Annotated in this window: 18 protein-coding genes and 3 pseudogenes; 11 read left to right on the top strand and 10 right to left on the bottom strand. The window is 37.7% G+C overall.

Translation table 11 applies throughout. The features are described from left to right. Nucleotides 1–30: 30 nt before the first annotated feature. Together BUB91_RS09820 and BUB91_RS09815 are read right to left on the bottom strand one after the other, a co-directional pair. Nucleotides 31–1,473, bottom strand: coding sequence for a SusD/RagB family nutrient-binding outer membrane lipoprotein (locus BUB91_RS09820; RefSeq protein WP_073099073.1), 1,443 nt, complete (start codon nt 1,471–1,473; stop codon nt 31–33). Between the two features lie 11 nt (nt 1,474–1,484). After that, complete coding sequence (locus BUB91_RS09815; protein ID WP_073099072.1) at nt 1,485–4,700, bottom strand: SusC/RagA family TonB-linked outer membrane protein; 3,216 nt, start codon at nt 4,698–4,700, stop codon at nt 1,485–1,487. A 543-nt stretch (nt 4,701–5,243) separates the two neighbouring features. Here BUB91_RS09815 and BUB91_RS21015 point away from each other — a divergent pair. Both BUB91_RS21015 and BUB91_RS09810 read left to right on the top strand, forming a co-directional pair. Beyond that, nucleotides 5,244–5,420 (top strand): hypothetical protein, encoded by a 177-nt coding sequence (locus tag BUB91_RS21015; protein WP_164917856.1) that lies wholly within the window; start codon nt 5,244–5,246, stop codon nt 5,418–5,420. Further along, nucleotides 5,407–5,754: pseudogene (locus BUB91_RS09810) on the top strand (single-stranded DNA-binding protein). Before BUB91_RS21015 ends, BUB91_RS09810 begins: the two are co-directional and overlap by 14 nt. 387 nt (nt 5,755–6,141) lie before the next feature. Here BUB91_RS09810 and BUB91_RS09805 read toward each other — a convergent pair. Together BUB91_RS09805 and BUB91_RS09800 are read right to left on the bottom strand one after the other, a co-directional pair. Continuing rightward, complete coding sequence (locus tag BUB91_RS09805) at nt 6,142–6,840, bottom strand: response regulator transcription factor (RefSeq protein ID WP_073099071.1); 699 nt, start codon at nt 6,838–6,840, stop codon at nt 6,142–6,144. A 4-nt stretch (nt 6,841–6,844) separates the two neighbouring features. Next, entirely contained in the window at nt 6,845–8,116 is a 1,272-nt protein-coding gene (locus BUB91_RS09800) for a sensor histidine kinase (RefSeq protein ID WP_073099070.1), read from the bottom strand. A 216-nt stretch (nt 8,117–8,332) separates the two neighbouring features. Here BUB91_RS09800 and BUB91_RS09795 point away from each other — a divergent pair, with 216 nt between their 5' ends. The 4 genes and pseudogenes from BUB91_RS09795 to BUB91_RS09780 all read left to right on the top strand — a co-directional run bounded on the left by BUB91_RS09795 (nt 8,333) and on the right by BUB91_RS09780 (nt 12,615). After that, complete coding sequence (locus BUB91_RS09795; protein ID WP_073099069.1) at nt 8,333–9,319, top strand: transporter family protein; 987 nt, start codon at nt 8,333–8,335, stop codon at nt 9,317–9,319. Beyond that, nucleotides 9,309–10,847, top strand: coding sequence for a vanadium-dependent haloperoxidase (locus BUB91_RS09790; protein ID WP_073099068.1), 1,539 nt, complete (start codon nt 9,309–9,311; stop codon nt 10,845–10,847). The genes BUB91_RS09795 and BUB91_RS09790 overlap by 11 nt, the downstream gene beginning before the upstream one ends. An 83-nt stretch (nt 10,848–10,930) precedes the next feature. Next, nucleotides 10,931–11,200: pseudogene (locus BUB91_RS09785) on the top strand (HipA domain-containing protein); the annotation flags it as partial. Nucleotides 11,201–11,538: 338 nt separating this feature from the next. Continuing rightward, nucleotides 11,539–12,615 carry a sensor histidine kinase gene (locus BUB91_RS09780; protein WP_073099066.1) on the top strand — a complete coding sequence of 359 codons (1,077 nt, stop codon included), beginning with the start codon at nt 11,539–11,541 and terminating at the stop codon, nt 12,613–12,615. A 35-nt stretch (nt 12,616–12,650) separates the two neighbouring features. Here BUB91_RS09780 and BUB91_RS09775 read toward each other — a convergent pair whose 3' ends face one another. Continuing rightward, the gene (locus tag BUB91_RS09775) at nt 12,651–13,205 is read right to left on the bottom strand and encodes a DUF421 domain-containing protein (RefSeq protein WP_073099065.1); all 555 of its coding nucleotides are present in this window, start codon (nt 13,203–13,205) and stop codon (nt 12,651–12,653) included. Between the two features lie 180 nt (nt 13,206–13,385). On the opposite strand from BUB91_RS09775, the gene sbnA reads away from it, so the two are divergent. Genes sbnA through BUB91_RS09755 form a run of 4 tightly spaced genes read left to right on the top strand, consistent with a single transcriptional unit; the run spans nt 13,386 to nt 18,004 of the window. Next, nucleotides 13,386–14,369: a 2,3-diaminopropionate biosynthesis protein SbnA gene (sbnA, locus tag BUB91_RS09770; protein ID WP_073099064.1), complete on the top strand. Its 984-nt coding sequence runs from the start codon at nt 13,386–13,388 to the stop codon at nt 14,367–14,369. Further along, the gene (locus BUB91_RS09765; RefSeq protein WP_073099063.1) at nt 14,366–16,129 is read left to right on the top strand and encodes an FAD/NAD(P)-binding protein; all 1,764 of its coding nucleotides are present in this window, start codon (nt 14,366–14,368) and stop codon (nt 16,127–16,129) included. The genes sbnA and BUB91_RS09765 overlap by 4 nt, the downstream gene beginning before the upstream one ends. Further along, the gene (locus tag BUB91_RS09760; protein ID WP_073099062.1) at nt 16,119–17,543 is read left to right on the top strand and encodes a Y4yA family PLP-dependent enzyme; all 1,425 of its coding nucleotides are present in this window, start codon (nt 16,119–16,121) and stop codon (nt 17,541–17,543) included. The genes BUB91_RS09765 and BUB91_RS09760 overlap by 11 nt, the downstream gene beginning before the upstream one ends. A 44-nt stretch (nt 17,544–17,587) precedes the next feature. Further along, a complete protein-coding gene (locus tag BUB91_RS09755) occupies nt 17,588–18,004 on the top strand; it encodes a hypothetical protein (protein WP_073099061.1) in 417 nt (138 codons plus the stop codon). A gap of 484 nt (nt 18,005–18,488) precedes the next feature. On the opposite strand, the gene BUB91_RS09750 is transcribed toward BUB91_RS09755, so the two are convergent. From BUB91_RS09750 to BUB91_RS09735, 4 genes are all read right to left on the bottom strand, one after another. Further along, nucleotides 18,489–18,710, bottom strand: coding sequence for a heavy-metal-associated domain-containing protein (locus BUB91_RS09750; RefSeq protein ID WP_073099060.1), 222 nt, complete (start codon nt 18,708–18,710; stop codon nt 18,489–18,491). 92 nt (nt 18,711–18,802) lie between these two features. After that, nucleotides 18,803–21,223: a heavy metal translocating P-type ATPase gene (locus tag BUB91_RS09745; RefSeq protein ID WP_073099059.1), complete on the bottom strand. Its 2,421-nt coding sequence runs from the start codon at nt 21,221–21,223 to the stop codon at nt 18,803–18,805. Nucleotides 21,224–21,309: 86 nt separating this feature from the next. Next, nucleotides 21,310–21,873, bottom strand: a complete 564-nt coding sequence (locus BUB91_RS09740) for a helix-turn-helix domain-containing protein (protein ID WP_073099058.1) — start codon at nt 21,871–21,873, stop codon at nt 21,310–21,312. Nucleotides 21,874–21,981: 108 nt separating this feature from the next. Beyond that, nucleotides 21,982–22,461 (bottom strand): hypothetical protein, encoded by a 480-nt coding sequence (locus tag BUB91_RS09735; protein WP_073099057.1) that lies wholly within the window; start codon nt 22,459–22,461, stop codon nt 21,982–21,984. 400 nt (nt 22,462–22,861) lie between these two features. Here BUB91_RS09735 and BUB91_RS09730 point away from each other — a divergent pair, with 400 nt between their 5' ends. After that, nucleotides 22,862–23,851 (top strand): family 43 glycosylhydrolase, encoded by a 990-nt coding sequence (locus tag BUB91_RS09730; protein ID WP_073099056.1) that lies wholly within the window; start codon nt 22,862–22,864, stop codon nt 23,849–23,851. Nucleotides 23,852–24,414: 563 nt separating this feature from the next. Here BUB91_RS09730 and BUB91_RS09725 read toward each other — a convergent pair. After that, nucleotides 24,415–24,803: pseudogene (locus BUB91_RS09725) on the bottom strand (Na+:solute symporter); the annotation flags it as partial.

Here is a 24,803-nt window from a genome sequence, read left to right as displayed (position 1 = left end):
GCAACCCAACCTGATTTTTTAATTATTGAATTAATAACGATTTCCGGTTTCCCACCATCCTTTAACGTTGATAGTATCTCCACCCATGGCGCTTACTGCAGCCTGATAGTTAGCAGTATTCAGCGTTTGTTCTGAAGAAGGATATAAGAAGCGTACAGGATAAAGTGCTCCGTTAAGCGTATCTGGTCCCGGTTCTAATGCAGGAAGGCCGGTTCTTCTGTAGTTCATCCATCCTTGATAATCCACATTCCACAAGGCGATAGTTTTTTGAGTTAACAACAATTCAAGAGAACCATTATAGGCAACAGCTGGTTGAGCGAGATAACTGTCAATAACCGTATCTGCCACACCCCAGTACGATAAGCTTGCACGAACACCGGCATTGTAATATGCCGCTGCATCACCCGTAATAATACCCCTTTCAGAAGCTTCGGCAAGAATAAACTGTACCTCAGAATTTTTAATGATATAAGCTTCTGCTTGGGTAGCCGAATTGTAAAACAATTCTACATCTAAGCGACTTGGGCTGTTGGCATCGTCAAAAGCGCGTGCGTTATCCTGATTGAGACCAATAGGCATTCCCACCCAGTTGCCTTCACTATTTCGATCAAACCAGATATCTAATCTAGGATCGTTAAAGGTGTTGAAGTATTCCAAAGCTGTATCACAAAGACTTTTTTCATCGAAACCACCTATACGTCCCGTACTTTCCGGCCAGGAATCTGTATTAGAAGTTCCGCTGTAGGTAAGTGTAGCGTTATCAGCATTGGTTTGGATATAATTTCCTGTGCTTACAACAGCTTGCATTTCCTGAGAGACATCACGTTGTTTTGAGATGCGTAGGAGATAACGCAATCTTAGGGAGTTGGCTAGTTTTCGCCATTGAGTAGGATTTCCGTTGTAAATTACATCTCCGGTGGTGCCTGTGATACTTTGATTTACAGCCAAAGCGGCATCAGCATCTGCTAAATCCTGGAGCACACCGTTATAAATCATTTCCTGAGAATCGTAAACCGGCGTGAAAATATTCTCTGTATCTCCCGCTAAAGCTTCAGAATACGGAACGTTTCCATATAAATCTGTAAGATTTGCAAAGCAAAGTGCGCGTAAAGTAAGCGCAATCCCTTCGTAGGTGCTATTCTGGGTTTCTTCGTTTCGTGATATCTGAAGAATATCATCTATTTCCGGAAGAATTCCGTAGAAAAAGTTCCACATACCTTGATCGCCCCAATCAAATTGCGCAAAGCCCGGAAAGTTATTTTTAGCCATCAACTGCGTGATGGAGTTTCCGTCACTATAACCTTCTTGAGTTAGTGTTCTGGTAATTTCTGATGTTACCGTAGAAGTCAGCAGGTTAGCGCTTACTCCTTCAGGTGCATTTGGGTTAGAGTTAATCTCGTCAAAATTATCGGTACAGGCTGTAAATAAAATACAGGCCAGTACAAGAATCTGTAATATATTACTTGTTTTCATTGTGTGCTTTCTTAAAATTCTAGATTAACATTTACACCAAAACTGCGGGTGCTGGGTAAGGCCATATCTTCAACCCCGGGAACAATAGAGCCCCCAGAGAATGAGATTGTTTCTGGGTCAACATGATCATTTTCGGTCCATAATGCCAGGTTTCTTCCCACTAAGGAAATGGTAGCCGAGGAGAAAGGAACAGTTTCAAACCATTTTTTAGGTAGCGTATAACCCAGTTTAACTTCTCGCAACTTTACATAGGTAGCATCAAACATGGAGCTTTCCTCATTACTTCTGTCATACACGTGTGAGTAATAATTAGAAGCGGAAACATTTTTAGTGTTTGGGGTATAGGAGCCGTTTCCATTATCGATAACCCCTTCTGCCACAATGCCGGTTTCACGACCGGGAACGGTAAAGTCTAGCATACCGGTTGTACCACCTATGGCAACAGTACGAGAGTGAAATTCCCCTCCTTGTCGCCAGTCAAATAAAAAGCTGAAATTGAAATTTTTATATTGAAAGCTGTTTTGGAATCCAACCATAAAATCCGGACTGTAATTTCCTAATTTTTTCAGTTCGTTATCTACAATAGGCAGTCCGGAATCAGGGTTTATAATCCATTGACCGTTATACTGGCTGTTAGGATCGTTTACCTTTTGAAAGCCTGTGCCATATAAATCTCCTATTCGCTCCCCAATAGCAGCACCTACAGTTAGGTAATTGTTCTTAATGGTATAGAAGTCAAGTTCGTCAGTAAGTTCAATAACTTTTCCTCGGTTCATTGTAAAGTTTACCGAAGAATTCCATTTAAAATTTTCTGTACGTAAAGGCGTTGCACTTAATGTGATCTCCAATCCGCGATTTTGAACTTCGCCTGCATTAATCACCCGAGAACTAAATCCTGAAGTGTTAGAAACCGGAAGTGATATGATCTGGTTTTTAGTAGTAGACTGATATATCGCCACATCAAGGCCTAAGCGATTGCTGAAGAAACGCAAATCAGCACCCAGTTCTATTGAATTGGTTTTTTCGGGCTTTAAATCAGAATTTTTCAATTCTGAAGGAGAATATACTCTGGAGAATCCGTTAAAGGTATCTCCAAAACCGTAGGTCGCTGCCAGATTGTAAGGGTTGGTATCATTACCTACCACTGCATAACCTGCTCTAAGTTTAGCAAAACTAATGGCTTGCGGCAGTTCAAACATATCAGAAAGAATAGCGCTAATACCTGCTGACGGATAAAAGTAGCTGTTGTTATCTTCGGGAAGGGTAGAAGACCAGTCGTTTCTGGCAGTTAAGTCTAAAAACAGATAGTTTTTATAAGCTATATTACCAAAAGCGTATACACTGTTTACCCGGAATTCACTGTCGTAATCACTGGTAGTAAGCGGTTCTGCTGCATTACCAAAGTTATAAATAGCAGGGATTGAAAGGGAGTTGGCGCTTATACGCTGATATCTGTTTTTTGCCACACGATGGTTTGCACCGGCAGATACTCCAAATTCAAAATCTTCTGTAAGCATCTTATTATAAGATAACAAGAAGTCAGTATTTTGCTCCTGGGCATAGATATAATCCTCCCGGTATTGCCCGTTAGGGAAACGCTGTGTAGAATAGGCTCTTTTACGCATATCCAGTTCGTTTGAATAATCCAGACCTGTACGGAACATTAGGTCTAAACCGTCAGCTAGTTTAAGGTCTGCACGCATGTTGGTAATGATACGATCCCGGTTAAAGGAGTTCGTATTCTCAAACACAGTAAAAAACGGATTGTCGTGGTAATTGTAATTGTAGTTAAACTGTTGTGTATTTTCAAGTCCCGGTTGCCAGTAATCTCTAAGTCCATTCATATTAATGTGACGACCAAACCAGATCCATAAATACATAACATTTTCAGTACCGTAGGAGTTATTGGGCCGGTTATCGGAATTAGAATTTACATAGTTCATTGAGGCACTAACCTTTAACCAGTCTGTGAGGTTATAGGCCCCATTTATCGCATACGTACGTCTTTTAAAATTAGAGTTCGGAACAATACTCTCACTGTTTAAGTCTGTAAAGGAAACTCTAAAGTTTCCGTCTTTATTGGCTCCGGTTAATGCAATATTATTGCTCATCGTAAAACCGGTTTCAAAGAAGTCTCTTATATTGTCAGGCTGTGCACTAAAGGGAGTGGCTATAATTTCATCAGCAAAACTCCCGTCCGGGTTACGCGGACGCAAGTTTACATCTCCTGCTCTGAATCCGCTTGTAGTAGGACTGTCGTGCTGCGGAATCAACTGACCGTTAAGTGCAGGTCCCCAGCTTTCATCAACATGATCGTTGATTCCACCGGTTACTGAGCGATTTTGTCCTCCATCGTTAAATGCAAATTGACCGTTAGAGCCCTGACCATATTCGTTTTGATATTTTGGTAAGGTTAAAAGGGTTTCAAAAGTAGTATTGTGATTAAATGATACTCCGATTCCTTTAGAGCCTTTGCCTGATTTTGTAGTGATCAAAACCACTCCATTGGCACCACGGGAACCATAAAGAGCCGTAGCGTTAGGACCTTTAAGTACAGTCATTTCTGCAACATCGTCCGGATTGATGTCCATCGCGCCATTGCCAAAGTCTACACCCATATTGCCGTCACCACCTGCATTATTTACATTATTGTTGATAGGGATTCCGTCAACAACAAATAAAGGTGAATTTGCATTAGGACTGGGATTTAATGAGTTTTCTCCACGAATAATAATTTGGGAACTAGAACCTACACCACTGTTACCGCCTGTAACCCGTACCCCGGCCATTTTGCCGGAAAGGGAGTTTACTACGTTAGTTTCTTTGGCTTCTGCAAGTTCATTGCCATCAACTTTTTGTACAGCATATGAAAGTTTCTTGGTTTCCCGTTTAATACCTAAGGCTGTTACTACAACTTCATCAAGGCCTTGAGCATCTTCTTCAAGAACTATTGTTAGGGTAGTCTTACCGGTAACATTTAACTCCTGCGATTTAAACCCCATAAAAGTTGCCTCAATCACATTCTCGTTTTCAGGAATGTTGATTGTAAAATTTCCGTCAAAATCTGTCACTACTCCTATGGTTGTATTTTTTACCACAATACTGGCTCCCGGTAAGGGCATCCCATTAGTGTCAGTTACCGTACCTTGAAGTGTTCTATCCTGTGCAAATAAAATAGAGGTTAATAAGAACAAGGTAATGTGTGTTACATAAATTAGTTTTTTCATTGTTTGGATTAATTATTAATATTAGTAAACAATCAATCGCAAATGTGGTTAAAAAGTGACTATATGTAAATAATTATGCTTTAATAAATCCTTAACGAAACTTGAAGAAAGTGGCGCATTTTACATAGATATGTTAATTTAATTTAAAGAATAATCCACTATATCGTTGATAATACAGATGAATGTTAATTAGATATTATTTATAAAAAGCTTTCTTAATTTTTTGGAAGTGTCTCTATGCCAATACCGTTAAATGCATTTCTATTTCGTTCTATTTTTGAATAGGACCTTTTTAACTTTCAAATACAATACCACTCTATATTCATGTTGCTCCTGCTTCGGCTGTTTTTTATCCTTCAGCAGCATCGCTGTATTCTCTTTTTTTTTGAAAGTAAAATACCAAGAGTTTGAAGTTAGCCGGAAAGCATAACCGCTTATACCGCGCTTTTATATGTCCTTACTAATTCAATTCTTGAAGGTGTATCAGCAATAAAAAAAGGAACGGCTATAGGCGCTAAGGGAAGTAAATCAAAAAGAAGTATTATGAAATCAGTTCAAAACATACAACAAGAAGCGGGATCAAAACAATCAAAAACAAACCTGCTGGCAGGAAAGGAAAACGCTCAGGATAAGATAAGTAAATCATTTTTTTACAATACAAATGTAAACTGTCTGAAGGGTTTAGACAGCCTAATTAATTTTATAAATATTACTTTATGAGTACGATCAAAATCAAGTACAGTTAATCGGAAATGTAGGGGTGAGCCTACAGTAACCACGCTGGAGAGCGGTAAAAAAGTAGTTCGTTTTTCATTAGCTACTAATACGTTTTACAAAAATTCAAAAGGGGAGAAGGTGCAGGATACCCAATGACACACCGTTGTCGCCTGGGGAAAGACGGCAGAACTTATTGAAAACTACGCACCAAAAGGCAAAGAGTTAGCGCTGACCGGGAAACTCAAATCCCGAAGCTATGAGGATAAAGATGGCATCAAACGCTATGTAACCGAAGTATAAGCCTTTTGAAATCCTGTTACTAAGATCAAAATCTTAAATCTAAAAAGAGGGCGTTGCCGCTCAAAGTTTCGCCCTCTAATTAATCACTTTAAAACCTATTAAAATGAGTACGCAAAGTAAACAAATACGAGAGCGATCACAAATTTAGCTTATAAACTAAATCAAAACCTTATAAATAGTATTGGAGATACTTTCTTTTAATTTTATAGAATTTCTGCAAATCCTTTTTGCATTTCAGATTACAATATGAATCCACCAGAGCGTTTCCTTTGTTGTCTGCGAGTTTGTACTGAAGCATAAAAGAGCATTATATACTTTAAGAAGCAGTTAGATTCTAAATCTTAAATCAGTTTCTGACTGTTATTTTTAGTTTTAAAAAAGATTTCTAGAGAAGCGCCGAGGACAAAAAAATAAGACTAAAAGTTTACTTTTCTAATCCCCATTCTCTGAGTATAAAACCCCGTCTGTGAATATTTTCAATTTTTAGGGAATCATCTTGCGACAGGTATTTTCGTAAGCGGGAAATAAAAACATTTAAGCTCTTTCGGTTGAAGTAATCATTTTTACCCCATAGTGTGATTAGAATCTCTTTATGGCTGCACAACTGATTTTTTTGCATAGCCAAAAACACAAGAAGTTCACATTCTTTTGAAGTCAAACGAGTGGGCTTCCCTTCAAAAATAAGCTCCATATTGCGCGCATTCAACAGGTAGTTACCCAGCTTAAATTCCTGCGCATTTTCCTCTTGTGAGGGATTCTGAGACAATCTGGAGAGTAAAGCGTTTATGCGTACGACAAGTTCTTCTTCATCTATAGGCTTTTTAAGATAATCTACAGCCCCAAGAGCAAAACCCTTTAAAACATCAACCTTTAAGGATCTGGCCGTCAAAAAAAGAAAAGGAATTGTATTAAATGTCGCTGCTATTTTTTTTGCCAAATCAAATCCGGTCAAATCAGGCAGCATCACATCAAGTATAATCAGGTCATAAGAATACGACTCTAAAAGCTGCAACGCCTCTTCTGCATTTTTAGTCCAGCTCATTTTAAAGCCTTTGATACTAAGATATTCAGTAAGCAAATATCCTAAAGAGGTATCATCTTCAACCAGTAAAATAGTATACATAGTTTTAATTTTTTAAGAGTTTCAGTAGGATCGTGAATTGCGTTCCAGACATCGGCTTACTGCTTACTTTTAATTTACCTCCGTGAAGTTTTACAATTTTCTTCACATAAGTCAATCCCAGCCCATAGCCTTTAACAGCATGTAAATCGTCATTTTTAATTCGGTAATATTTTGTAAAAATCCGTTTAATCTCTTTTTTACTGATTCCTTTGCCATTATCCCGGACCACAATACAAAGCTGTGACGCTTCCTTTTTTACTTCCAGATGTATTTTTGGGTGTTTTGAATACTTCTTTGCATTATCTAAAAGATTAAACAAAGCATTCTCAAGGTGAAAGATTTCGCCTTTAATACAATAGGGACCTTCTTCAAGAGTGTAGCTAAAATCAATGTTGTCATAGGTTCCCAGCACCTTAAAATCATCAGCTATTCTCGCTATGATTGGTCTTAAATCGACCGCTTCCAAGTGAATGATTCGTTTACCCGATTCCAGACTCGCCAGTTCCAATACCTTATCAATATGTATTTTAAGTCGTTGCGTTTCCCGCTTAATAAGCTCGAGAATGTTTTGCTTTTCAGGTGGAATTTCTTCTTCTAAAATTTTAGTTGCTATACCTATCGAAAAGACCGGCGTTTTTAATTCGTGTGTGAGATTATTGATAAAATCATTAGTCGTGGTGATTAGCGTACTCTGCCAGTAAAATGACCGAAGCACCCAGATAACCACAAGAATGATTGCACAAAGAAAAACCAGTCCCGGAATCGTAAGTCCGTTAAGCTGATTTAAAAAGTAGGAGTTAATATCACTGAAACCCAGTTGAAGCACCAGGTCCTTTCCCAAACTGTCTGAGAGGTATCCTTTTATGGGAATAGGATAAAATTTAAGTTCTTCCTCGTTTGAAAAAGTTTGTTGTGAAAGAAGATACGTTACCGAATCTTTTGAAGATAAGGTGTATGAAAACGGAGCATCTATGCCCGATACTTGCAGCTGATAAGCCAGGTAATCGTTTAGGTAATACTGATTCATTTTCTGCAGACTATCCAGATCTATAGCAAGTTGGGATGCATCCTCCCGAAGCGTTCTGCCTAAAGAATAGGTCAACGCATTATATTCTGAGAGGTCTTTAGAAATCACCGCACGAACCTCGTCTATTTTTTTAGAAAATTGAGAATTTGCCAATACCAGACCTACCTTCAAATACTGGTATTGAACGACTAAAAGACCAATCGCAGAAATTATAAAAACCAACAGGTAAAGCGTTCTTTTCTTTAACATACTTCCAAATAAACAAAAAATACCTTTCGGTTTAGTATTTTATTGGCAGGATTAATCTTTCATTAATCTATTTGTTTTTTCATTAATTCCGTGTTCTTATTTAAGAAACTACATTCGTCAAAACCATAAATCTCTATACCTGCACATTGGTACAATCACAAAACCTTCCTCATAAGCTACCCATTTAAGACGCTTTGGATTTTAAGACACTAGTTAATGATTAGATCACTCCTTAATTATACAACAGTTCAACAAGCTTTTAAGTGTACTGTTTTTTTGAGCTTATTTTTTCTAAAATCAACACTGGTTGCGCAAACTCCCACAGATGCATTAATGATGCCTTCTAAAAATGTTTGCTTTCTGGTAAGTTATGACTACGGAGCATTTGACCAATACTGGGAAGGGGAGCGTTTACGAGAAAATCAGACCATAGCGACGGTTAGCAGGCAAACCCTCTTACCCATGGTAGCGGTGGGTATTTTTAATGACCTTAATCTATATATAGGACTTCCTTATGTCAAAACAGAATCATCAAACCCTAACGGAGGCCGGTTTGAAGGAGCTAAAGGATTTCAGGATCTAACCCTGGCTCTTAAGTATAAAATCCTGGAAAAAGAACTCGGAAACGGGAATCTTTACATCTTAACAGGTGCAGGGTTTTCAACTCCTGCCACGAACTATTTATCAGATTATATGCCGTACAGTCTGGGGTTAGGTGCTCCGGAGTTTGCTTTGCGCGGTATTGTAAAATACCAACTTAACAACGGTTTTTACGCACGAGGTATGGCAGGTCATCTTTGGAGAGGCTACACCGAAGCTGAACGCGATTATTACTATAATGACGGCAGTTATTATACTTCGTTTATGGACGTTCCCAACGCCTGGAATGTCGAAGCCGTAATCGGAAAATGGTTTTTTAGCAATACCCTGCGTTTTGAACTCAATTACACCGGTATCAAATCGACCAGCGGCGATGATATAAGAGCTTATAATGCCGCACAGCCTACAAACAAGGTGACCTTTGACAGAATTGGTGTTTCGCTTCAATATTATTTTCCATTTGCAAAGGGGCTGGGTGCTGTGGGTAATTACAGCCAGGTTGTACATGGACTAAATACAGGAAAATTTACAAATGTCAGTATGGGTCTCACGTATCAATTCAATTTCGTAAAAAAAACTAATACAGGATTCGATGATAACTAAACCTTTTTTATTTTTTCTCTTCTGTGGAATAATTCTTTGTGTCTCCTGCGAAAAAGACCTGCCAACCTACCTGGAATATGAAGAATATTCCTTTACAGGTCTTGATGAAAATGGAGGTACATGGAAACCGGTACTTTTTGATCAGGTATCTTCCATTACTCTTGAAGCTCCAAAGGAGATAACTTCTCAAAGTTATAAAGCAGAAGTAACGGCTTTAAAAAGCGCCATTGGGCAAATGACTGATTCCCAAAGAGAATCCTTGGCTTACTGGGGAAATAATCCTGTTGTAAGATGGAATGAGATTGCTCTGGAGCTTATTGCAAAGTACAATATCATTCCGGGACCTAATGATGATGATTCTTATACGCTGCCCTCTCCAGCTACTCCAGACGGACCTCCGGGTTTTCCTTTTGCACATCCTCCTTATGCCGGCAGAGCCCTTGCATATCTCTCTGTTGCGCAATTTGATGGATTGATTGCTGCCTGGCATTATAAATACCGGTACAACAGGAAAGCTCCCTACCAGCAGGATACCTCAATTTCTTTTGCCTATGAGCCTAATACGCTTCCGTCTTATCCATCAGACGGGGCAGTTCTTGCCCGGGTATCCCGAAAAATACTTACGGCACTCTTTCCTTTAGAAGCCACCTATCTGCAAGAGCTAGAGCAGAACCATTTAGAAAGTCTTGGGGTATCGGGAGCAAACGTGGCAAGCGATCTGGCTGCAGGATCAACGATTGGCGATGCTGTCGCTCAACTGGCGTTAACAAGAGCTGCAAGTGATGGTATGAAAAACGCCCAGACCCCTAAAGCAGTTTCCGACTCTATAAAACAAGCTGCCTTTAACAGGTTTGGATGGCAATGGGAGAATTTGGAACTTCCTACTCGTCCTGTAGGGCTTACGCCTTTGTTTGGTAAAGTCAAAATGTGGAATGTGACCAATGTGGAAGATGTAAGACCTGTTGCCCCGCCGGCAATTGACTCTGAATCGTATCTAAAAGATGTACAACTGCTGAAAGATCACGCTTCAAATATGACTGAGGAAAAACGAAGAATCGCCAATTTCTGGCAGGACGGCTTGGGCACCTATACGCCACCGGGACATTGGAACCGATTTGCAAACGAATTTATAGTAGAACATAAAATGAATCCGTTGCGAGCTGCCCGCACATTAGCTTATCTTAATATGGCAGTGATGGATGCCGGAATAAGTTGCTGGGATGCTAAATATTACTATCATTATCCCCGGCCCATACAGACCATTCCGGGGTTTAAAACAATAGCCGGAACTCCTAATTTTCCCAGTTATACTTCTGGTCACAGTGTTTTTTCTGCGGCGGCATCAGAAGTTCTGGCGTATATTTTTCCCGAGAAAGCGGAGTTGGTCAGAAACTGGGCGGAAGAAGCAGCTATTTCCAGAGTTTATGGGGGTATTCACTGGAGCTTTGATGCTACCGTAGGAACCCGGCAAGGTATAGAGATCGCCAATTATACCATTCACAAAGCACAAGCCGATGGTTCAGATTAATTATTTTCTATTTAGGTACGACCTACACTTGCAGTCATTGGCTTCTACCTGATTTTTTATAATATCAACAGTCTGTTGCACAAACCATACACCAAATGGCCGTTCATTATACAAAAATTTATCTATACCAACTAGGGCACAGAATAGTTTTTAATATTGCTATCTCTAATACTGATGACCATTTGCGCAATAACGGGTTCATTCTTAAAGAAAAAGGACGGGGACTGTCGCCAGCCTACGATTTAAATCCGTCAATCGAGAAGTATGAGTTGTCACTTAATGTTGATGATAATGTGCTGGATTTCGAGTTGGCCCAAAGCGTTGGAGAGTTTCTCCATTTGAACGAAAATTAAATGAATACTATTTTTGAAGAAGTGATGACAGTGGTTAAAGATTGGAAGTTGCTTGCGAAACAAATAGGTTTGAAGAATTCAGGGTAAGTTAAATTACACCCTCATTTTTTTCATGTTAAAGTCTAAACAATGTACTCTTTTGAGTAGGGATAGGGCTGTTCTTACTCAAGATACACACTTAAGCCTAATTGTTTCTGTAATACATATATCACCATCGTAGTCTACTTATTCTCCAGCTCTTATCATTAACTTAGAGAAACAGGTTATTTCTAGCATGTTGCTGTAAATGGCTTCTATTGTTATATATTGTTGAAAAATAATTGTTTAGATTCAACGCCATGATCAAAACCCCAAGAACTGATGCGAGACAGTTGCGAAAGCTTAATTTTGACCTTTCCAATTATTTTTCGAATACGATAATTCCACAACTATTTGTAGATGCAGACCTCATTCTGAGGATTTTTACTCCACCTGCGATGAGGCAGTTTTCGCTTACCTATGACCATGTAGGCAAAAACATTGCTGATATAAAGGATAATTTGCGCTACCATTATGTGGTTGAAGACATACAGGAAGTCATAAAAAACTCAAATAAAATCCTAGAAAAAGAGGTGCAAACCACAGATGGGCAGTGGTTTCAGATGAATATTGTACCTTATATTGAGCATGAGGAAAAATTGATAAATGGTGTCATTATTACTTTTGTGGATATCACAAAACGCCTGATGGCTTTAAGAGAGCTTGAAAAACTAAATTCGCAATACGAAACTCACAAATACGCGATCGCCCACGACATAAGACAGCCCATTTCTGCCATAACCTTAATTGCCGACGGGCTGCTGCTGGCTCATAAAAAAAACGATTCTGTACAATTTGAAAAATGGATTACGACGCTCAAAACATCTTCTAAGAGCTTACAATCATTAGTGGAAGACTTCACTTCTGATGGGGATAAAAACTTAACTAATAAGGCTTTGAATGTGGAAACAATTTGTGAAAACATCCTTACAGCCCTGAAAGTAGAGATCAAAGAAAAAAAAATACGAATCACTACAGATCTTAAGGTCAGAGAACTTGTTTTCCCAAAAAGCAGTTTGAGAAGTGTGTTGTATAACCTGATTCATAATGCTGTAAAGTTTAGTGATCCTAATAAAAAATCAACAATCAAAATAACTACCACAGTTCAGGATGAATTTGTGGTTTTGAGTGTTCTGGATAACGGTATAGGAATACCACTTGAACATCAAGAGCGGGTTTTTGAAAAAGCCTTACGCTTATCTAAAACAATACGGGGTACCGGGATGGGGCTTTATGTCGTCAAAAAAATGATCGAAGATAATGCTGGAAGGATAGAACTGAAAAGTAAAGAAAACGAGGGCACTACCTTTAACCTTTTTTTTAAAAACGCTATTTGACCTGATATGTTTAATTTGAAATTTTAAAGTGTAACTTATCCATTAATTTTGACCTGAATGGAAGCGGGTATTCCGGAAACTCCTTGAAAAATTTTTCGATCCGGAATTGTTCCTTCAGAACTGTGCAGCACAGACATATCTCCTGTGGATTCAAGAATTACTGCCCGTACTTCTTTCATTTGTAATGCATTTGATTCTCGCAGTTTGGCTATCAGATTATCTTCGCCTACGTTTGTTTTATTTAGATTTTCATAAAGTATTTCCCCTTCATACATCAGTAACATCGGCGCATTGGTTAACAGATCGCTTATGGCTTTAGACTTGCGAACCCCATACGAAAACGCGGTCTGAAATAGTACAATACCAGCCAGCGCTACACTCCCTTTTAAAAGAGATTGGTTGGTATTCATTACAACCGAAGCCAGTATAGAGCCTATTGCGATGGTAGATGCAAAATCAAAACTAGACATTTTTGCAAAAGTGCGTAATCCCGAAATACGCGTAATAAGAATGATAATCGAGAAAATTGCTAATAATGATATAAATACTTTCAGCAAGGTAGAAAAGGAAGCAAGTGTCCAGGTTTCCATAAGAATTTGATTTATTTGAATTTAACAGTTAAAATAAAACTTTAAAAGACTATAGGAATAGATTTAAAGTCAATTGGAAAATAATTAACGCCTGGGTGTTAAATATTGTTATTGTAAATAATGCAAAATTATTAATTATATAACTTTAACTTCTAAAAGATCAGCAATTAATTCAACCCTATGAAAGTCACACAAACTTCTCCAACTCTTCCTATCACCCATCAGTTGGATTCTATTCTCGATACGGTTGGTTATACACCTTTAATTCACCTAAAGCAATTGTCAACCCTTACGGGGATCGATGTTTATGGTAAGCTGGAAATGGCAAATCCCGGAGGTAGCATAAAAGACCGGACCTCACTTTCTATTTTAAATGAAGGCATTAAAAACGGTACAATTACTCCTGACACGACCTTGATTGAAAGCAGCAGTGGTAATATGGCAATTGGGTTGGCCCAAGTGTGCAGCTATTACAGTATTCCGCTTGTGATTGTGGTAGATCCTAAAGCAAATAAGCATACTTTAAAAATCTTAAAAGCTTATGGCGTAAAAGTCGATATCGTAGAAAAACCAAGTACCGATGGCGGATATTTGGGAGCTCGCTTAAAACGTGTAAAACAATTGTTGGAAAAAATACCAAAAGCGGTATGGACCAATCAATACGGCAACAGGGCAAATCCATTAGCACACCATCAGACTATGGCCGAGATAGCCCACGACTTGCCAGATGCCGATTATATTTTTGCGGCTACTAGCACTTGCGGCACTTTAATGGGGTGCGCAGCTTATATTAAGGCAGAAAATCTTTCAACCAAACTAGTAGCCGTAGATGCACTGGGTAGTGTGATTTTTGGCAATAAGCCCAAAGACCGCTTTATACCCGGTCATGGTGCGGGACTTCCTTCACAATTTCTGGATAGAAAGACTATCGAAGAGGTAGTGCATGTTTCGGATATGGAATGCGTGACCGGGTGTAAAAAACTACTGAGTACCGAAAGTATTTTGGCGGGCGGTTCCTCTGGGGCAGTGGTTTCAGCATTTTTAAAACGCGCAGCAACAATACCTAGCGATCAAAAAGTCGTTTTAATACTCTGCGATCGAGGAGAACGCTATCTGGATACGATTTATAATGAAGAATGGGTTACAAATAAACTAAACGGATGATCGCAGAACAAATTCATATAGGTATTGTAGGCTTTGGTCCCAAAGGGTTTTATGGTTTAGAACGCCTTCTTGCTTTTTTAAACGAGAAGACCGAAATTCCAAAGATTCAGATTCATTTATTCAACAAAACGGATGCTTTTGCTACAGGTTGGGTTTATGATTGCAATCAGCCAGATTTTTTAGTGATGAACTATCCCAACCAATATATCTCTTTAAAACCGCATACAAACCCACTGCCTGTTTGTGACCTACTTCCTTTTACCAAATGGCGGGCGCAGCGTTCTAAGAATTCTGAAGAATTTGAAGAAACCCAAATAGCACCGCGAAACGAGGTAGGTTGTTATTTAACCTCATATTTTGAGAAATTAGTAGCTAACGCAAAACCACAAATTACCATACACAAACATATCACAACTGTGATGGGAATAAAGCACGAGGGTTCCCGATTTAAACTTCAAACTAAAGATATAGGTTTTCAAAGTCCGTATTTTGATTCTTTACTGCTCACGACGGGGCATTCGCCAAGTATAACCGGTAGATTAGAAAATGCTAAAAAGAATGATTGTACGATTCCTTTTGTCTATCCTTTCTCAGAAACAATGAAGCATATAGGTGCTCAGGAAATCGTTAGCTGTAAAGGAATCGGTCTTACGGCTATCGATACTATTTTAGCACTAACCGAAGGTCGATCAGGATATTTTAATGGATCTTCTGTCTCAGGTTTAGCCTATTGTAAAAGCGGACTCGAACCCAAGTTAATCTTACCGTTTTCAAGATCTGGAATTCCAGGAATCCCGCGCGGAAGCAACACTGTAATGCTCAAACAAACGAGTTTTTATCTGAAACGTTTTGTTGAAAACTTACCAAAATCGTCTGCGAAATTCGATTTCGAGAAAGATATTTTGCCCGTTATAAAACAAGATATTGTTGCTGCATTTTATCATAGCTTGTTTAAACGCTGTAATTTTAATTTTGAACCTGATGCTGATTTTAAAAATCTTCAAAAAGCAATCGACCGTTTTCACGAAAAAAATTCTGAGTTAAAACGTTTTTCGGCAGATGATTTGCTTTTTTCGATATTAAATACTAAAAAAAATCAACACCAAGCCGTTAAAACCTACTGGAAATTTTGGCTAAACGAAAACAAAAAAGAAGCAAGTCCGTATGTGGCAGCTGCGGCCGCCTGGCGTTTTCTTGCTGAGGATTTTAAGTATTTGTACCGCAACAATTTATTGACAGAAGCCTCCAAAATACGATTTCAACAGCATTATTTTGGGGTATTCAATAGAATTTCTTACGGACCACCTGAAATCAATATCCATAAAATGATAGCCTTAATGGATGCCGAAATATTAGATTTTTCGTTTGCTAAAAATCCAACAATAACAATGCATTCTAAACAATTGGAAACAGATGCTGTAACTCAAAAAGTACATTTTCAACATTATGTGGATGCCCGATTGCCTCGTGGTCATAACAAAAAAAAATCAGAGATGTATTCGAATGGCAACGGACTATTCTCCTTTGAAAATCAATCGGATAATTTAGGTGAAATTAGATGTACTCAGGAAGGAAATCCAATAAATATAGAGGGAAATTCGATCCAGAAAATAGTCTTGTACGGCACCCCAACCGAAGGAACTTTATTTGATAATGACACGCTTTCCAGAAAGCATAACGATACCGCGACGCAATGGGCAAAAGATACCGTTGCACAGCTTCAAGATACGAAAATGGCATACTCTTACTATGAAAAATAACCTACCCCAATTAGAACCCTTAACTTCAGACTGGATGCTGAATATTATACAAGATACACAGCTTCAGAAGGAATTGTTTGAAGCGTACCAATCGCCCTTAAATATTCACAACCTGCCCGCTTTTGAAGAAAATTGTAAAGAATATCAGAAGGTTTTAAGTACATATGGTTTTAAAAGCAAAGTGTTTTTTGCACGAAAAGCTAATAAATTTAAAAACCTGATCAATGCAGCTATTTCCTCAGGGATTGGGGTAGACACGGCGAGTTTTCGGGAATTAGAACAGGGTGTTAACCTTCAGCTGAATCCAGATAATCTGATATCTACAGCTGCGATAAAAAATAGGAAACTCTTAAAACTTGCGATTTCTAACCGGGTATTAATTGTAGTTGATAATGAAGATGAACTCGACCAGATTTTTGAAATAAGTCAAGACCTGAATACAAAGGCTAAAATTGCGATTCGAATTTCAGGCTTTGAATATAAAGGAAATAAGTTGATGAGCCGTTTTGGCTTTGATGTGGATGCGGTGGAGGAGATGATGCTCCATTACTTTAAAGATTCAAAGAGACAGCAGTTCAATGTTGAAGGGTTTCATTTTCATTTGGATGGTTACAGCACTGGGCAGCGGGGTGAAGCTTTGCACCAAACCTTAGATCTTCTTGAGAAACTGAATATTCAAGGTTTCAATTTTTCATTTATAGATATAGGCGGCGGAATTTTAATGAATTACCTGAAGCACGAAACTCAATGGATTGAGTTTCAAAAACATTTAAAAGATGCTGTTTTAGGAAACCGAAACGCAATTACCTACAACAATGACGGTCTTGGATTTACTATTAGAAACGGAACAGTAGAAGGAAAATTAGCCACATACCCATATTACAATAAGCAATCGAAGGGGAGTTTTCTTAAAAAACTATTAGGAACTGAAAATAAGTCTCATAAGCCTGTGTATCAAAGATTAGAAGACTTGGATGTCGAATTGAGATTGGAACCCGGCAGAAGTCTGCTTAATCAAGTAGGAATCACAGCAGCCCGCGTGGTGCACCGCAAGATAGACGCCCGAGGAAACCATTTAATAGGTCTGGAGATGAATATGTCACAGCTGAAAAGTTCGAGTGCCGATTTTTTACTCGATCCTTTTGTCGGTTTTCAAAATCCAAGACCCGATGCGCAGCCGGTTGAAGTTTATTTTACTGGTGCTTACTGTCTAGAGCGGGATGTGCTTTTAAAACGAAAAATCGAATTGCCCCAGCTTCCAGAACCTGGTGATACCATCATTTTTGTAAATACCGCCGGTTATATGATGCACTTTTTTGAAACGGAAGCCCATTTATTTGAGCGTGCAATAAATCTGGCTGTTGCCGAAAATAAGACGCGGTATCAGATAGCAGATTTTGAAGAAGAATCGTAAAAATACAGCCATTGAAATGAATCAGTGTCATAAACTTTAAGCGTATGGACTTTGCTAGTGTATTATTAACAACATTTATCAGCACAGTCTTGATGACTGCTTTTAGTTACGTAATAACACTTATTTTCCAGATTAATCTGGTAGAGCCATACTGGCTGAATCGTGTCTTGTTTAAGGGCAAGCAGAATTTTAAACCTGTAGCTTGGATCTTGCATTTCATTACCGGAATTGGTTTTCTCTATCTCCTGTTATTTTTACTCCAATTTCTGGAAAATAATTTTCTCATTAATGGTTTGATTATTGGTATGATTGAAGGAATAATAGGAATTGCCATGTGGCAACTCCTATTCAGCATAAAATTTAAGCCTGCAACGTTAAAGAAACGTTGGTATTACTTCAATCTTCTGGGGGCGCATCTTGTTTTCAGTTTTACGGCTTTATATATAATATATGGATTGTAGGAGAACGTTATGTCAAAGAAAAAGAGAAGTAGGGAAACCTTTAAGCGCCATTTAATCTAAACTATAAGCCGGTTGCATTCAATCTCACTTGTTTCTATTTGAACAGTAGGATGCTGAATATTGAATGTTTGTACGAGCCTACATGATGAATGCCGTCCATAGTCCAAACGTATCAATCGTGGATATTGGGTAATGCTTTTAATTTCGTTTTCAACTGACTAATACTTACATTTTCAGGTTCGGATTACAAGATTACCTGAATCGTTTTTACTAGATTTTTAGAGGCATTAAACCCTATAAATAGAGCAATACCAATTGTTAGAACCCGTCTACTCATGTCAAGCCTGTAAAATAAATTATTAGAGCATCAAGGAATACAGACATTTTTTTTGAGAAGGCTTATGTTCTTTATGGCCTTTATGATGTTGGCTATTGGATTGCGTTCTCCCTAACTCATATGCTCTTTGGAATAGCCATTATATTTTTATAACAAAGGCTCTACTTTAAATCCTTTACTTTTAATAATAGTTATTACTTCGTCTTCAGTTATACCTTCTGATTTTACGGTAAGTATTTTATCTGCATTGTCGGTAGCTACATTCCAGTGAGAAAGTCCTTCTGCGTCATCTAAAGCAGATTGAACTTTGGCTACACACCCCCCGCAATTAAGGTTGGTCTTAAATTGAAATTCTTTGTTATTTCCCATTGTTTTAAAAATTAAAATGTTATTTCATACTGCAAATTTCGGCACAATAATACTGTGGTTTGTTATGCAATTTCTTTTTTGATTTACAAGACTTACTGTTTCCACTTTAAACGCAAGCTGTTGGCGACAACACTTACACTGCTTAATGCCATTGCGGCTCCTGCAATCATTGGATTTAATAGGAAGCCATTGATAGGATATAAAATACCTGCGGCAATGGGAATGCCTACAAGATTGTAGATAAACGCCCAAAACAGATTTTCTTTGATGGTTGCAACCGTTTGCTTAGATAATCTTATAGCCTGTGGTATTTTGGAGAGGTCTGAAGAAATAATGGTCATTTTGGCTACATCCATAGCAATGTCGCTTCCTTTTCCCATAGCTATACTTACATCAGCTATGGCAAGAGCAGTACTGTCGTTAATACCATCACCAACCATAGCAACAATTTTACCTTGTTGTTGCAGTTCTTTTACGAAATCGGCTTTATGTTGTGGCAATACCTCTGCCTTATACTGCTTAATGCCTGTTTGTTGTGCTATGGCTTTAGCTGTTCCTTCATTATCACCCGTAAGCATATACAGATCAATTCCCATATTTTGCAATTCCCGAATAGCTTCTACAGAGGTTTCTTTTATTTTATCTGAAATGGCAAGCACAGAAAGTGTTTGCTTACTATTGGCAAACCAAATAACAGTTTTAGACTTTTTACCCCATTCATTGGCTTGTTTTAAAAGTTCATCTGCTATGGTAATATTGTTTTCAGCTAACAGCTTTCTATTACCTACAAAATAAGTTTCGTTGTTGTGGTCCGCTTTGGCACCTTTGCCTGTAATGCTTTTAAAATTAGATAAAGAAGCTGTAGTAGGTACGTCATTCAAATGTTTTACTACCGCGTCTGCTAATGGATGTTCTGATTGTTTTTCAATACTCAAAAGAATGTCTTTAGTAACATCGTTATTATTCAACCATTTTACTTCCGTTACCACAGGTTTACCTTCAGTGATTGTTCCTGTTTTGTCTAATATGATGGCATTTACCTTTTTAGCTAATTCGAGACTTTCGGCATCTTTAATTAGAATTCCATTTTCAGCACCTTTGCCTACACCTACCATAATAGCCGTGGGCGTAGCCAATCCTAAAGCACAGGGACAAGCAATGACCAATACGGTAATGGCCGCTAATAAACCCTGAACTGCTCCGTTATCTCCTCCTAGAATTATCCAAAGTATAAAGGTTAAAACTGCAATGCCCATTACTACAGGAACAAAAATGCCTGCTATTTTGTCTACCAATTTTTGCACGGGCGCTTTACTGCCTTGTGCATCTTGTACCATTTTAATGATTTGAGCAAGCATAGTGTCTTTGCCAACCTTAACGGCTTTAAACTGAAAACTTCCTTTTTGATTGATGGTTCCTGCAAAAACTTTTTCGTTTTCATTTTTAAGTACAGGTAAAGGCTCGCCACTCAGCATACTTTCATCTACATAAGAACTACCTGAAATAAGGATACCATCTACGGCAATTTTTTCTCCGGGTTTTACAAGTATAACAGCTCCTGTATTTACCTCTTCAATAGGGGTTTGTTTTTCTGTACCATCTGCTTGTATAACAATAACGGTTTTAGGTTGTAAACCCATTAATTTTTTAATGGCAGAAGAGGTATTGCCCTTGGCTTTTTCTTCTAACAATTTACCTAACAAAATAAAGGCAATAATTACGGCAGCTGCTTCAAAATAAACGTGAACTTCTAGACCTCTTGTTTCCCAAAATTGAGGGAAAATCATATTAAACACACTAAAAACATAAGCAATACCTGTACTTAGCGCAACTAAAGTATCCATATTCGCAGAGCGATGTTTTGCTTGTTTCCACGCATTTATAAAAAAGTCTTTACCCAACCATAATACAACAGGTGTAGAAAATACCCACATAATTAAGTTTGCATAAGGCATATCCATAAAAATCATTCCGATAAGGACAACCGGTAGTGAAAGTAGAACCGCCCAAATGGTTTTTCTTTTTAATTGTTTAAACTTTTGTGCGTGAATAGCCTCTAGGGTTTCTTGTTGTGAGGTTTCATCTTCTATCAATAAATCGTACCCAACCCCTTGTACTGCCTTTTGAAGTTTTGTGGTATTCGTCATATTAGGAAGGTATTCAACACTAAGGTTGCCTGTAGCAAAATTAACCGAAGCGTTTACAACTCCAGACTCATATTTTACAATGCTTTCGGCACTTCCTGCACAAGAAGCACAAGTCATTCCAAGCACAGGAAAAGTTTTCTTAACTGTGGTAACACCGTAACCAAGGTCTTTAATGGTGTTTACCGCTTCAGCAATTACTTCTTCATTATTCACGGTAATAACTGCCCTGTGGTTATTCAGTTCTACCTTGTGGCTATCAATTCCTTTAACCTGTGCCAATCCTTTTTCAACGATCAATGCACAATGTTCACTTTCTACACCTTCTAAAGGAAGATAAATGATTTCTTTATTGCTAGATATTGCCATTTCTTTTCTGTATTAATTCTACCTCACAAAGGTGGCACTAATAAGAAAGAAGATTGTTGTGGAATTTTGGAATTGATTTATAAGATTTACACTTCGTCCAGTGGTTTTCTTTTATGTTCTCGGATTTTTTTAAAATGACTAGGGGTGAGTCCGGTTACTTTTTTAAATTGGTTGCTGAGGTAGGCGACACTTGAATAATGAAGACGAAAAGCAATTTCACTTAATGACAATTCATCATAAACCAATAGCTCTTTAACTTTTTCTATTTTTTGAGATATGAAATATTTTTCGATAGTGGTGCCTTCTACTTCTGAAAATAGATTGGATAAGTAATTATAATCGTGGTGAAGCTTGCTACTTAACACCTCAGAAAGGTTGGATTTGGTATGGTTATTTTGATGATGAACCAAATCAATAATCACATTTTTTATTTTTTCAATAAGTTGACTTTTTTTATCGTCAATGAGTTGAAAACCTAAAGAAATTAAAGCTTCTTTCAACTTTTTTTTCTCTTCGTTGGTGGGGGCTTTCTTTAGTAACACCTCTCCCAGTTTAATATGTTTCGCCTGCATACCAAGTTGATCCAACTCGTTTTGTACCACGAGAATACATCGGTTACAAACCATATTTTTAATAAAGAGTGTGGTCATTTATTATGCATTCATTAAGGGATAAAGATAATTATATTTGAAGCATTTACTATCTGGTTTATTAAGAGGAATTTCATACATAAAAACCTGAGCTATTGGTGAGAATAGTCAATCAATTTTTAAGTACTTGATTACATAAGTTTGTTGAGTATGGAGTGAATAACCACTAAGCATTAGTGAGTCTTGCGAAACGCTCAGTTGTTCGCACCTTTCTGAATGCGGTAAGTTCAAAATTGGCTGTTCAGATGTTACATTCTTTATGTTTGAATTATCGTAAGTGCAATTTTGAGCAATTTCAAAAGGCTCAAAATCTGGCTTAACCTGAGTTCCTTCTTCTACAAATTTGACTTGCTTCTTCACAAATGTTATCCTACGATAGGGGTACTGGACTTCTTTCCAGGTTCCTTGTAATTTTTCTATAATTTCAGAGGTGTTAAAAGCTGATTCTTCGCCAGGCGCCAATTGCTTACTATCTGTTTGCTGTTCATTTTGTGATGGTTCCCGCACTTTTTTCTTTGAATTCTGATTGTTGCAAGAAGTTAAAATAGAAAGACAAAAAAAGCAGATATATAGATTTTTAAAAGTCATTATTAATAAAATTATAGTTTGTTAACAACAGGTGTTGAGCATCGAGTACACACAACTCCCTATCAATTTAGATTTGGTCTATTAACTAGACCATAAACGGTATTTTTATTGATTTCATTGTACATAGTGGAGGGTATCTTGCCCTAATGAGCTGCGCATTCTAAAAATAATAGTCTTCAAACAAATGATCTGGATTTTCCTTTGTAACTGTTAAAGAGTGAATTAGGTGGCTCTTATTACTTGTATTTTGGTTCTTTATTAATAATTCTAAATCGAAAATAGGGTTACATCAACAAAGCTCATCAATAGCAGCATTTAATTTTTTTGAAAAGATAAAAACTCAATATGTACTACATATTGAGTTTTTTATTATTTTTAAAATCATTTATAAAAATTAACGATGAAGAAACTTGCTCTACTTTTTTTTATTGCTACAATATTTATTTGCTGCAAGAATACCACTAAAAGTGTATCAGATAAAATTACAGAAGATCAGAAAATCACTAATCCAATAGTTAAGGGGTATTATGCAGATCCTTCTATTGTTTTATCAAAAGGAAAATTTTATATCTATGCGACCAAAGATCCTTGGGGAAAAGAGGATTTAGCTTTTTTTGAATCTACCGATTTTAAAAACTGGGAAGAGAAAACATTAAATTGGCCCACTAAGCAAGCTTGTACAAGTCCAACATCTAACGATTCCATGGTTTGGGCTCCATCTGTGGTTAAAGCAAAAAATGGACGTTTCTATATGTATGTTTCTGTAGGAAGTGAAGTTTGGGTAGGTGTAGCAGACGCTCCGGGTGGTCCTTGGCAAAATGCTAAAGAAGATAACACTCCCTTAATTACTAAAAATCTTTTTCCAGAATATCACATGATAGATGCAGAAGCTTTTATAGATGATGATGGGCAGGCTTATCTTTATTGGGGTTCAGGTCTAAACTGGGTAAATGGCCATTGTTTTGTAGTTAAGCTTAAAGAAGATATGGTGACTTTTGATGGTGAGATTAAAGATGTTACTCCAGAGAATTATTTTGAAGCTCCTGTAATGATAAAGAGAAATGACATCTATTACCTAATGTATTCTGACGGAAAAGTTATCGAAGACACTTATAAAGTGCGTTATGCAATGGGAGATAATCCTTATGGTCCTTTTGAAGAAGCTGAAACAAGTCCTATTTTAAGTACAGATTCAGATTCAATAACCTACAGCCCGGGACATCATACGATATTCAATAAAAATGAACAAGATTATATCTTGTATCACAGACATTCACCTAATTCACCAGAGTCTATAGATTTATTACGTGAACTATGTGTAGATAGTTTAAAATTCAATAAAAACGGACTTATAGAAAATGTACAGCCTTCAGGAATTAAAGCATTCTAAGCACTATCTCATAAAGTGTGTAACTAGAAAAGAGACTGGCTGAAAAGGCAGTCTTTTTTATTGGATTATTTTGCGGTTTTTTAGTAATTTCATGCTTATGAAAGAGAATTATACTGATTTAGAAGAAAAGCAAATTACTGCTTATGTGAAATACAACTACTTCTATAAAGAACAACGCGATAAAAAGCATTAAGAAAACCCATTCCATCCAGATAATCTGTTCTATGCTAAAGAAACCGATACGTATTACTGTGCGATGGGCCAGGCGATGAATAAAACTGGATGCTACCAAAATGAAACGAAGAATGGTTTTAAGCAGCAGATTCATCGCTATCAGGCGCAGAACTGTTAGGGATGCCCTTTGCGGGACAGCTGCCATAAAGCAAAGGAAATAGGATTATTAAGCGTAATTATAAGCTGATTCGTCTCAAGAAAAAGGCAAGGGATCTACTCTTAAGTGAACAGGGAATAGCACTTCTTTTAAAAAGAATTTTTATTTAAAAAAAGGCTACCTAAATACTTTTTAGATAGCCTCTTTTCACCAGAAACAATTTAAAAAAAACTCAAAAAACTCTCGTTTTTATGCGCTGCCATAGTTTCACCAAAACTACAGTTGCAATCAGCGTGAGCAGCGTTAGGATGCTGGCTTTGGTATAATAACCGTAGATCCAGTATCCGGTGCTGAACAGAGCACCATATATTGTAACACAACCTACAAGGGTTGCCAGTATTCCTGCCGGTACAGACCATTTTTGATTGGTCGTTACTAAAGCAGTTCCCGCAGCGCGTGCTTTTACAATAATGCGCTCCCAACCGGGACCACCGGGTTGTGTTTGTTTATAAAAATCGAATAAGGTTTTATCTTTTTCAGGCTTGGTCAAAAAGGTTACCGAAAGCCAAACGATAGAAGTGAGCAATACAATAACAGGATAGGTTGACCAATTAGGCAACA

It is taken from the genome of Leeuwenhoekiella marinoflava DSM 3653 (assembly GCF_900129005.1).
In the GTDB taxonomy this organism is placed as follows: Bacteria; Bacteroidota; Bacteroidia; order Flavobacteriales; family Flavobacteriaceae; genus Leeuwenhoekiella; species Leeuwenhoekiella marinoflava.
This window is presented reverse-complemented; position numbering and strand designations above follow the sequence as displayed.